The sequence below is a fragment of the Gemmiger sp. An194 genome (genome assembly GCF_002160145.1).
In the GTDB taxonomy this organism is placed as follows: Bacteria; Bacillota; Clostridia; order Oscillospirales; family Ruminococcaceae; genus Allofournierella.
Window position 1 is genome coordinate 109,945 of sequence record NZ_NFKA01000009.1, and the last position, 11,309, is coordinate 121,253.

The window sequence follows — 11,309 nt, forward strand, 5'->3', positions numbered from 1 at the left end:
CAGCGCTTCACATGCCCTGCCGGTAGATGGCCTGCAGCTGCAGGCTGGGGCGGCCGGTCTCGTCGGCCATATAGATATCCGGCTCAAAACGAAGGCCGGGTTTTCGGTTTTTCTGTGCTTCCAGCAAAAACAGCCAGGGTGCATCCTTCGGCGTCTGCTTGGCAAATACCAGCCGCTTGGGCTCGAGCCCCGCGGCGCTCAGAATGCAGCAGGTACGGGCCAGATGCTCCGGCCGGTTGCACATTGCAAAACGCCCGCCGTCCCGCAGCAGGCGTGCCGCGGCAGCAGCTACCTGCTCCAGTGTGCAGCCGCCCTCATGGCGGGCAGTGGCCCGCGCGGCCTCCGGGCTCACATAGCCTCCGGTGAAGTAGGGAGGATTGGCCGCCACCAGATGATAGCCGCCGTCCGCCGCCAGGTCGTTCAGGTCCCGGTTCAGCGGGCGGATGTGAGCGCATTCCGGCTGAGCTTCCACGGCCTGCTCCAGCAGGCCGGTACCCTCGGCATCCAGCTCCACCGACAGGCACTCGCCCCGGTGGCCCAGGTCATGCCAGCGCAGCGCCACGATGCCGCAGCCACTGCAAAGATCCACCACACGCTCCGCCCGCCGGGGCCGGCAAAAGCCGGACAGCAGCATGGCGTCGGTACCGAAGCGGTGGTTCTCGCTGATGAAGACCTTGGTCCCATTATACAAAGTTTCGGCGGAATGTGCCATAGAAAAACGCTCCCTGAAAATAAAATAAGGGGAAGAATAACCGGAATGACACATGAAACCGGCTTTTCCCCCTGCCTTGAAAAAACATGGCCCACAACAAAAAAGCGGCGGGCCGAAAAGCCACGCCACTTTTTGTTCTTTGCCAGTGCAAAAAGAGCAGATTAGCCCTCTTCGATCGCACCAACAGGGCAAGCGCCGGCGCAGGTGCCGCAGGAAATGCAGCTGTCAGCGTCGATCACGTACTTGCCGTCGCCCTCGCTGATAGCGCTGACAGGGCACTCGCCGGCACAGGTGCCGCAAGAAACGCAAGAATCGTTGATAGAGTAAGCCATGTTTCATCTCTCCTTTATCTCTGCACTTCTTTCCACAGGCGCAATGCGCCCCATCCGTGCAGAGAATGCAGCGCAGCCCTGAAAGAGCGAACTCTTTCTTGGGTTTATTGTAGCATAAATTTGCAAAAGTTCAAGTGGTTGGCCTGGATTTCCGTCTCACTCCTGGTCCGGATCGGGGGCCTTGGGTGCCCGTTTTCCGCCCCGCAGGTAGACACATTCGCTGCGCCGGAAATACTTGGGCGCCAGCGATTCGTTCAGCGGACGCACCTTGAGCATACCGCTCACCGGGTTCGCCTCCACCACGATACCCTCAAATTCCGGGGTACGCACCACGCTGCCGTTCATGGGGGTGATGCTGTTCAGGTATTCATAGGCCTTCTGCTCGTAGGCAAGGCAGCACATGAGGCGGCCGCAGCTGCCGCTGATCTTGGTGGGGTTCAGGCTCAGGCCCTGCTCCTTGGCCATCTTGATGCTCACCGGCTGGAAATCCTTCAAGAACCGGCTGCAGCAGAAGGGCTGGCCGCAGATGCCCAGACCGCCCAGCATCTTGCTCTCGTCACGCACGCCGATCTGGCGCAGCTCAATACGGGTGTGGAACACGCCCGCCAGGTCCTTGACCAGATCCCGGAAGTCGATCCGGCCGTCCGCCGTGAAGTAGAACACAATCTTGGTGCGATCCAGATTATACTCGGCCTCCACCAGCTTCATCTCCAGCTTGTGGGCGGCGATGCGCTGGGTGCAGATCTCAAAGGCGGTCTTTTCGTCCGCCCGGTTCTTCTCCATGCGGCGGATGTCCACCGCGTCGGCCATGCGCTTGACAGTCTTCAGCTCCCGGACCACCTGGCTGTCCGGGATATCCTTGGGGCCGGCCACCACCTCGCCGCACTCGATGCCGCGGGCAGTCTCCACGATCACGTGGTCGCCGGTCTTCACATCCAGATCCGCCGGGTCAAAATAGTAGGCCTTTCCGCCTGCTTTAAAACGAACGGAGATCACTTTTTTCATAGTTTGTTTCTCACTTTGCCCTGCCGCGCCGGGCGGATGGTGTCACGTCTTTTGCCTGCGGCTTTGGTTTGGGCAAAAGGTTCAAAAGGGTAGGGAAGGGCTCACCGGGCGATGCGCGCCGCCAGAATGGTGAGCAGCAGCTTCTGGTTCAGGTTGCGGTTCATGTTCTGCAGCGTCTCGCCGCACTGGCTGGCAGTACGTGCTGCCTGATGGGCGCTCATGCCGAAGCGCCCGGCCCCCGCCAGCTCGGCGGCGGCCACGCTGGCCAGATCCGCCAGCAGCCGGGCGGCGGCGGGTTTATCCTTTTCATATCCGGCCAGAAGCTGCATCAGCCGGTAGCGGTCGCCCTTTGCCACCGCCTGGGCCAGCTGGCAGGCAGTTTCAAAGCTCTGGGCCGCCTGAGGCTCCCGCGCAGCAGCGGCAGCCCGGCCGATGTGGCCGTCATACACTGCGGCCAGCAGTTCCGGGTCCTTGCAGTCCGGGCAGTTCTCCCGCAGCCACGCCACGCATTCCTGCCGGGTGACCGGAGCAATGGGGTAGATGGCGCACCGGCTTCGAATGGTGGGCAGCACCGCCGCCGCACTGGTGGCGGTGAGCACGAACAGCACCCCCTCCGGGGGCTCCTCCAGCACCTTCAGCAGCGCATTCGCACTGGAGGCGTTCATCTTCTGGGCGCCGTAAAAAATCACCGCCCGCCCGTTTGCGGACAGCGCGGTCTCGAACACCTTGCGGCGCACCTGGCGCACCGCGTCAATACGGATCTCGCCGGAGGCCCCTTCGCCCCGCACCTCGATGCATTCGGCGGCCCGGCCTTCCAGCACCGCATTCGCCTGCGGTCCGCCCTCGGGGTAGAGGTAATCGGCGGCAAGGCACCGGGCGGCGAAGCCGGAGCCGCAGCCCGCCTCGCCGCACAGCAAAACACTATGAGAAAGCCGCCCTGCACGCAGGGCGGCCTGCAAACTTTCTTTCAGGGCCTGGTTGCCCCGAAACGCATCCAGCATCACAGCTTCTCGAAGCGCTCCACATTGGTCACAAAGACGGTAGCGCCGCCCACGGTGACCTGCAGCGGATAAGCGGTGGCTACGCCGATGCCGTAGCTGGCGGTGCTGGGAACGACCTCGGTGCGCTGCTTGCAGCACTTGGAGATCAGGCCGATGCACTCATCCACCTTCTCATCGTCGGTACCGATCATCAGGGTCATATTGCCCGCCATCAGAAATCCGCCGGTGGTGGACAAACGGGTAACGGAAAAACCAGCCTTGATGAGCTCGTTACAAACGTTCTTGGAGTCCTCTTTATTTACAATGGCAGTGATCATTTTCATAACAGCAGTTCCCCTTTCGGCAGGCCCGCGCGGTTTGTTTGGGCAGTGGTTCCGCCCGGCGCATAAAATATGGGCCTGTTTTTCTAATTATAGCACGACGCTTTTCAAATTGCCACAAAGCAGCTCCAGTTTTTCTCGGTTTTATTGCCGCCACTGGTTCTGCCAGGCCTTGCGGCGGCGGTAATCAGTGACCTTCTGGCGCAGCCGGCCAATGCCGCCCTTGCCGAAGAAGATCCAGAAGCCCAGAAGGCCCGCCAGCATGGCCAGCTTCTGGCCAAGAGGTGCGGTGACCCACTGGAACAGATACAACGCCGCTGAGATCCACCCCAGCCATTTCACCTTGACTGGCAGCACAAAGAAGAGCAGAAGCTGAGTCTCCGGATAAAGATAGGCAAAGGCAAAGAACAGGGAATAGTACAGCGCTGTATTGCCGGCCGAACCGGTGATCAGACAGCCCAGCCAGGCACCGACTATCCCCAAAAGGAAATAGACCGTAAATTTGAAGCTGCCCCAGGTCCGTTCCAGTGCAGATCCCAGCCAATACAGCAGATAAATCTCCAGCGCCACATAAATGGGATTGGTGGTCAGCGGAGGAAGGAATACAAAGCTCACCAGCCGCCACACCTGCCCGGCTAACAGCCCGTTCCGATTCAGGGACAGCAGGAAATACAACGGATAATATGCAAACATGATCACCAGCCAGACAATCGCCTGACCGGCTGCCACATACAGCATCAGATTCGGAATCCCGAAACGGCCAAAGCGCCGCTCCAATTTATAAAGCCAATTCATGCGCAGCACGCTCCTTTTTGCTCAGTTTCGTTTACTTTACCAGAAAATAATCCATTTGAAAAGTCTTTTGGGGCGAATGATTTGTTTTTGTTGTACGAACGCCCGTTGAAAAGTTTTCAACGTTTTCCACCGAGATTCCAACATTCACTCCCCTCCCATTCAACGAAACGTTGAACTCAACGGCGCTTTCCACCGGTTTTGTTGAAAACTTAAGACTTTTCACCGGGTTTTAAACACTTTCAACATACTTTTCAACATCGTCTCAAAAACTCTTCGTATAACCATTGGGGAAAACTATGTTTATTTTTCGCTGAAAATTCGCTTTCCGGTCTTATGGAATGGATTTTTCGCGCAAATTCGCATTCAAATCAAATTTTTCTCTGCTCAAAAAACAGGCTGCCATTCCCGCCGGAACAGCAGCCTGAATCTATAAAAACTCGCCTTGTGTGTCCTCTCAGTGCTTTTCCTCCAGTGCGTGGAAGCCCTCGCCGAAGACCTCGTTTGCCTCGCAGATCATCACCATGGCCCGAGGGTCCACCCGGTGAGCCGCCTGGCGCACCTTGAACACCTCGTTATTGGAGCAGGCACACAGCACCATATCCTTTTTTGCACCGGAATAGCTGCCGGTCACATCCACCAGAGTAGCACCGCGCTCCACCGCCCGGTCGATCTCCTTGGCCACCTCCCGGCCGTAATCGGTGATGATCATAGCCAGCTTACCACTGCCTGCGCCGTACATGATCTTATCCATCACGATGGTGAGGGCAAACACCGAAATCATGCCGTACAGCGCCGAGTCGATGTCGCCGAAGGCGGGCACACCCAGAAAGATGATGACCGCATCCATGATCATGCTGATCTGACCAAAGCTGAAATGGGGTGCCTTGCGCTTGGCTGCGTGAATCAGAAAATCCGCGCCGCCGGTGGAGGAGTTGCGCATATAGATAATGGCCAGACCTGCACCCATCAGAATACCGCTGAATACCGCCGCCAGCAGGCGGTTGCTGTCGTAAACAGGGAAGAGGGGCAAAATACCGTCGATGATGATGGTGCTGATGATCATGGTACGCAGGCTTTTCAAAAAGAATCGCCGGCCCAAAATGCGGAAGGTACCCAGAATGATGGGGATATTCAGCACCAGAGTCATGGTACCGATGGGCAGCCCGGTAAGGAAATTAATAATCAGTGCCAGACCCGAAAGTCCGCCGGGTGCGAAGCCGCCCTTTGCCGCAAAGGTATACACACCCACACCAAACAGGATACTGCCCACCGTCTCAAAGAGCACATCCATCAAGAATTCCTTGCGTTTTTCCGTCACACTGATTTCCTCCTTTGAACCGGCATCGGAGATCACTCACACATTTCCCGGTACCGGATAAAACAAAAACGGCTTTTTTCACAACAACGCTTTGCTCAAACGCTTTGCTCAAAAAGCCGTTATCTTTTCCTACTTTTATTATAGCCGAAACCGGAGAAAAAGGCAAAAATTCTTTTGTAAAAAGATGGGAAAACAAAAAAGCGCCCCCGCACTGTGCGCACAGTGCGGGGGCGCAGGTTCAGCATATCATGCCGTGACCCTTGCGGGGAGGATTACTCCTCGGTGGAGTACAGCTTAACCAGCTTCTGCAGGTAAGCGTAGCGCTCCTTCGCCTTCTTGTCGGCCAGGTCGAACAGCTCTTCAGCACGCTCGGGGAAGGCCAGCTTCAGGCGGCTGTAACGGGTCTCGTTGGAGATGAACTCCTTGTAATCCGCGGTAGCGGGCTTGGAGTCCAGGGTGAAGGGGTTCTTGCCTTCGGCCTTCTTGCGAGGATCGAAGCGGAACATGTTCCAGTAGCCAGCAGCCACGGCCTTCTTCATCTCGGCCTGGCAGTTGGTCATACCGCCCTTAACACCGTGCATCTCGCAGGGAGCGTAGCCGATCACCAGAGAAGGACCATGGTAGCTCTCAGCCTCGGTCAGAGCCTTGATGGTCTGGTTCATGTCGGCGCCCATAGCGATCTGAGCAACGTAAACGTAGCCGTAGCTCATGGCGATCTCGCTCAGGCTCTTCTTGCCAATGGCCTTACCGGCGGCTGCGAACTGAGCAACCTGACCGATCTGGCTGGCCTTGGAAGCCTGACCACCGGTGTTGGAGTAAACCTCGGTGTCGAAGACCATTACGTTGACGTCCTCACCGGAAGCCAGCACGTGGTCCAGACCGCCGAAGCCGATGTCGTAAGCCCAGCCGTCGCCGCCGAAGATCCACACGCTCTTCTTGGAGAGGTAGTTCTTCTTGGGCAGAATCTCCTTGCTGTACTGGCAATCGGCGTCAGCCTCCAGCAGAGCAACCAGCTTCTTGGTGGCTTCGGCGTTGGCCTTGCCGTCCTCGTAGGTGGCGAAGTACTCTTCGATGGCAGCCTTCTTGTCAGCGCTGGTGGTAACCTCAGCCAGCTCATGCAGCTTGGCAGCCAGAGACTCGCGGATCACCTTCTGGCCCAGGTACATGCCCAGACCGTGCTCGGCGTTGTCCTCGAACAGGCTGTTAGCCCAAGCGGGACCGAAGCCGGACTCCTTGTTGGTGGTGTACGGAGAGGTAGCAGCGGGGCCGCCCCAGATGGAGGAGCAACCGGTAGCGTTGGAGATGTACATACGCTCGCCGAACAGCTGAGTGATCAGACGGCCGTAAGCGGTCTCAGCACAGCCGGCGCAGCTGCCGGAGAACTCCAGCAGGGGCTGGTTGAACTGGCTGCCCTTCACGGTGGTCTCAGCCATCATGCCGTCCTTCTTGCGGATGTTCTCAACACAGTAGTTGAACACATCCTGCTGAGCGGCCTGGCTCTCCTGAGGCACCATGGTCAGAGCCTTGGTGGGAGCGGGGCAGACGTTTACACAAACGCCGCAGCCCATGCAGTCCAGAGGAGAAACGGTCATGGCGAACTTGTAGTTCTCGCAGCCCTTGCCGGTCATCTTCTTGCTCTTCAGAGCCTCGGGAGCGTTAGCAACCTCCTCGTCGGTCAGAGCGAAGGGACGGATGGTGGCATGGGGGCAAACGTAAGCACACTGGTTGCACTGGATGCAGTTGTCGGGATTCCACTCGGGAACCATCACGGCAACACCGCGCTTCTCGTAAGCGGCAGCGCCCTGAGCGAACTGGCCGTCCACGTAATCCACGAAGGCGGAAACAGGCAGGCTGTCGCCGTCCATCTTGGCAACGGGCTCCATGATGTTCTTGACCATCTTCACGGTGTCGGCATTGCCGGACAGAGCCGCGTCGTTGGCCTCGTCCACAGCGTTGGCCCAGTCAGCGGGAACCTCAACCTTGTGGTAAGCGTCGAAGCCGGCGTCGATGGCCTTCCAGTTCATCTCAACGATGGCCTGGCCCTTCTTGGCGAAGGTCTTCTCAGCGGCCTGCTTCATGAACTTGATGGCATCCTCACGGGGCAGAACACCGGCCAGAGCGAAGAAGGCAGACTGCAGGATGGTGTTGGTGCGCTTGCCCAGACCGATCTCAACAGCCTTGTCGATGGCGTTGATGGTGTACAGCTGGATGTTGTTGTTGGCAATGTAGCGCTTGGACTCAGCGGGCATATGGTGAGCCAGCTCTTCGTCGCTCCACTGGCAGTTGATCATAAATACGCCGCCGGGCTTTACGTCCTGAACCATCTTGTAGCCCTTCACAACGTAGCTGGGGTTGTGGCAGGCCACGAAGTCAGCCTTGTTGATGTAGTAGGGGCTCTTGATGGGCTTGTCGCCGAAGCGCAGGTGACTGATGGTCACGCCGCCGGTCTTCTTGGAGTCGTACTGGAAGTAAGCCTGGATGTACTTGTCGGTGTGGTCACCGATGATCTTGGTGCTGTTCTTGTTAGCGCCAACGGTGCCGTCGCCGCCCAGACCCCAGAACTTGCACTCCTTGGTGCCTTCTGCAGCGGTGTTGGGAGCGGGCTTCTCTTCCAGGCTCAGGTTGGTCACGTCGTCCACGATGCCCAGAGTGAAGCGGGCCTTGGGAGCGTCCTTAGCCAGCTCGTCGTATACGGCGAACACGCTGGAAGGAGGAGTATCCTTGGAACCCAGACCGTAACGGCCGCCCACAACAGTAGCGGTGTTGCCAGCCTCACGCAGAGCAGCAACAACGTCCAGGTACAGGGGCTCGCCCAGGCTGCCGGGCTCCTTGGTGCGATCCAGCACAGCGATCTTCTTCGCGGTAGCGGGGATAGCAGCCAGCAGCTTCTCAGCAACGAAGGGACGGTACAGGCGAACCTTTACCAGGCCGACCTTCTCGCCCTTGGCGGTCAGGTAATCGATAACTTCCTCGGCAACGTCGCAGATGGAGCCCATGGCTACGATCACGCGCTCAGCGTCGGCAGCACCGTAGTAGTTGAACAGCTGGTAATCGGTGCCCAGCTTCTCGTTGACCTTGGCCATGTACTTCTCAACCACAGCGGGCAGAGCGTCGTAGTACTTGTTGCAGGCCTCACGATGCTGGAAGAAGATGTCGCCGTTCTCGTGAGAACCGCGCATGGAGGGATGCTCGGGGTTCAGAGCGTGGGCGCGGAACTCGTTGATAGCGTCCCAGTTGACCATCTCAGCCAGATCGGCGTAATCCCACTTCTCGATCTTCTGGATCTCGTGAGAGGTGCGGAAGCCGTCGAAGAAGTTGATGAAGGGAACGCGGCCCTCGATGGCAGCCAGATGGGCTACAGCGGCCAGGTCCATAACTTCCTGAGGATTGGTCTCGGCCAGCATGGCGAAACCGGTCTGACGGCAGGCGTAAACGTCGCTGTGGTCACCGAAGATGTTCAGAGCGTGGCTGGCCACACAACGGGCAGACACGTGAAACACGCTGGGCAGCAGCTCGCCGGCGATCTTGTACATGTTGGGGATCATCAGCAGCAGGCCCTGAGAGGCGGTGAAGGTGGTGGTCATAGCACCGGCAGCCAGGCTGCCGTGTACGGCACCGGCGGCGCCGGCCTCAGACTGCATCTCCATTACCTTAACCTGGGTACCGAAGATGTTCTTGCGGCCGGCAGCGGACCACTGGTCCACGTAGTCGGCCATGGGGCTAGACGGGGTGATGGGGTAGATAGCAGCAACTTCGCTGAACGCATACGCTACGTGAGCGGCAGCGGTGTTGCCATCCATAGACTGTTTTGCTCTAGGCATTTTTCTTCCTCCATAACAATTCAGTATTTAACGTCCTGGCCCCGGGGATCGGGGGAATGGGCGCTATTACTTAACTATATTCTAGCAAATCAAAATGGCAAAGTAAACTGTTTTCGGGCAGCTTTTTCGGTCAGATTCGGTTTTTATTTCTGCATTTTTTGCCCCCGGTGCAGGGCGATCCGCTCATTTTTTTACAAAAGCTTCATCCGGCCTTCGCCGGGGCGCGTTGACAAGGGGTTTTGATTGCTTTAATATGGTAATTGACCGGTTTCTGCGCCTTCCGGCGCAGACCGGAAAAACCGGGCCGCGGCCTTCGCGCGCCGCCCCGAAAAAAGGAGTTTTGAACAATGGATACCCCGGGTGTTTTTCCCGGCTTTTCCAGCCTTTCCGCCCTTGTTGTGTGCTGTGCGGTGGGGCTTTTGCTGCTGGCCGCCGGCCTTCTGGGCGGCTGGGCCGCGGCCAAAAAAGAGATGCGGCTGCCCGGCTGGCTGTCGCGCCTGCTGGCCCCCGCCGGGCTGGGCAACGACGAGACGGTGACCGAGGAGGATCTGTTCGAGCTGGTGGACGACGCGGACGAACAGGACCTGATCGACACCGCTCAGAAAACCATGATCACCAACATCTTCGATCTGTCCGACGTGACTGCCGGTGATGTGATGACCCACCGCACCGATATGAACGCGGTGAACGAGCACGCCTCCTGCCGGGAGGCGGTGGAACTGGCCCTTTCCACCGGAAACAGCCGTCTGCCGGTATACCGCAAGAGCCTGGACAATGTGACCGGCATTCTGTACGTGAAGGATCTGCTGCGGCTGTTCGACGACCCCGGCGTGCTGGAACGGCAGGTGAGCGAATTTGCCCGCAAAGCCATGTATGTGCCGGAAAGCCGCCCCGCCGGTGAGCTGATGATGGACTTCAAAAAACAGCACACCATGATCGCCATTGTGGTGGACGAATACGGCGGTACCGCCGGTCTCGTGACCATGGAGGACATTCTGGAAGAGATCGTGGGCGACATCCAGGACGAGTACGACACCGAGGAGGCCGAGCTGACTCCCTGCGAGGGCGGCTTTCTGGCAGACGGCGCGCTGGACCTGGAGGACGTGTTCGAGGCCTTCGGCATGGAGTGCCCCGAGCGCACCGACGAGGAAGAATTCGATACGGTGGGCGGCCTGATCGCCGACCGCCTGGGCCGCATTCCGGAAAACGGCGAGCCCGCCACCGTCCAGTGGGGCGGACTGAGCTTCACCTGCCTGGAGGTGTGGGAGCGGCGCATCCAGCGGGTACGCTGCACCCGTGTGGAGGAGCCCGACGCAGAAACCGAGGAAAAGGAGCGTTGAATCGTGGCACATTTTGAGAAAACTCTGAACAGCGACACCCGGTTTGAGGGCCGGGTCTTCACCGTGACCGTGGACAAGGTGGAGCTGGAGAACGGCCGCACCTCCACCCGCGAGGTGGTACATCATCATGGCGGGGCCTGCATCGCCGCTCTGACCGAAAACGATGAGATCTATCTGGTCCGGCAGTTCCGCTACGCCTTCGGGCAGGAGCTGTGGGAGCTGCCCGCCGGAAAGCTGGAAAAGGGCGAGGACCCCTTTGAGGCCGCCAGGCGGGAGCTGGGCGAGGAATGCGGCCTGACCGCCGAGCACTTCGTGGATCTGGGCCCGGTGTACCCCACCGTGGGCTACTGCACCGAGATCATCTACTGCTGGGCCGCCACCGGGCTGGCCCCCTGCGGCATGCATCTGGACGAGGACGAGTTCCTCACACCGGAAAAGGTTCCCTTTGACCGGGCTGTGGAGATGGTGCTCTCCGGCGAGATCCGGGACGGCAAGACCGTGGCCGCCCTGCTCAAGATCAAGGCCCTGCGGGACGCGGGCCGGATGTGAGCCTTCCGTCATTTCATTGCAAATCATACCCCCACGTTAAACGTGGGGTTTGCAGAACGGCCCTATAAGGGCCATTATTCCAGCAGCACCTAAAGGTGCGTAATGAGCAACGCCAA

At 58.8% G+C, this 11,309-nt stretch carries 10 protein-coding genes; 2 read left to right on the forward strand and 8 right to left on the reverse strand.

Annotation, left to right across the window (positions count from 1 at the left end):
* Nucleotides 1-7: 7 nt before the first annotated feature.
* From B5F28_RS07715 to nifJ, 8 genes are all read right to left on the reverse strand, one after another.
* The gene (locus tag B5F28_RS07715) at nucleotides 8-712 is read right to left on the reverse strand and encodes a tRNA1(Val) (adenine(37)-N6)-methyltransferase (protein WP_087294950.1); all 705 of its coding nucleotides are present in this window, start codon (nucleotides 710-712) and stop codon (nucleotides 8-10) included.
* A gap of 161 nt (nucleotides 713-873) precedes the next feature.
* Nucleotides 874-1,044: a DUF362 domain-containing protein gene (locus B5F28_RS07720; RefSeq protein WP_058963413.1), complete on the reverse strand. Its 171-nt coding sequence runs from the start codon at nucleotides 1,042-1,044 to the stop codon at nucleotides 874-876.
* 156 nt (nucleotides 1,045-1,200) lie between these two features.
* Nucleotides 1,201-2,049, reverse strand: a complete 849-nt coding sequence (locus tag B5F28_RS07725) for a PSP1 domain-containing protein (protein WP_087294952.1) — start codon at nucleotides 2,047-2,049, stop codon at nucleotides 1,201-1,203.
* 101 nt (nucleotides 2,050-2,150) lie between these two features.
* Entirely contained in the window at nucleotides 2,151-3,050 is a 900-nt protein-coding gene (locus B5F28_RS07730) for a hypothetical protein (RefSeq protein ID WP_087294954.1), read from the reverse strand.
* The gene (locus B5F28_RS07735) at nucleotides 3,050-3,373 is read right to left on the reverse strand and encodes a cyclic-di-AMP receptor (RefSeq protein WP_058963416.1); all 324 of its coding nucleotides are present in this window, start codon (nucleotides 3,371-3,373) and stop codon (nucleotides 3,050-3,052) included. Before B5F28_RS07735 ends, B5F28_RS07730 begins: the two co-directional genes overlap by 1 nt.
* A gap of 141 nt (nucleotides 3,374-3,514) precedes the next feature.
* The gene (locus B5F28_RS07740; protein WP_087294955.1) at nucleotides 3,515-4,165 is read right to left on the reverse strand and encodes a rhomboid family intramembrane serine protease; all 651 of its coding nucleotides are present in this window, start codon (nucleotides 4,163-4,165) and stop codon (nucleotides 3,515-3,517) included.
* 454 nt (nucleotides 4,166-4,619) lie between these two features.
* Complete coding sequence (locus B5F28_RS07745; RefSeq protein WP_247643432.1) at nucleotides 4,620-5,483, reverse strand: YitT family protein; 864 nt, start codon at nucleotides 5,481-5,483, stop codon at nucleotides 4,620-4,622.
* A 272-nt stretch (nucleotides 5,484-5,755) separates the two neighbouring features.
* A complete protein-coding gene (gene nifJ, locus B5F28_RS07750; protein ID WP_087294957.1) occupies nucleotides 5,756-9,304 on the reverse strand; it encodes a pyruvate:ferredoxin (flavodoxin) oxidoreductase in 3,549 nt (1,182 codons plus the stop codon).
* 347 nt (nucleotides 9,305-9,651) lie between these two features.
* Between nifJ and B5F28_RS07755 the strand changes: the two genes are divergently transcribed.
* Both B5F28_RS07755 and B5F28_RS07760 read left to right on the forward strand, forming a co-directional pair.
* Entirely contained in the window at nucleotides 9,652-10,644 is a 993-nt protein-coding gene (locus tag B5F28_RS07755; RefSeq protein WP_087294960.1) for a hemolysin family protein, read from the forward strand.
* Nucleotides 10,645-10,647: 3 nt separating this feature from the next.
* A complete protein-coding gene (locus B5F28_RS07760; RefSeq protein ID WP_087294963.1) occupies nucleotides 10,648-11,193 on the forward strand; it encodes an NUDIX hydrolase in 546 nt (181 codons plus the stop codon).
* Nucleotides 11,194-11,309 lie beyond the last annotated feature (116 nt).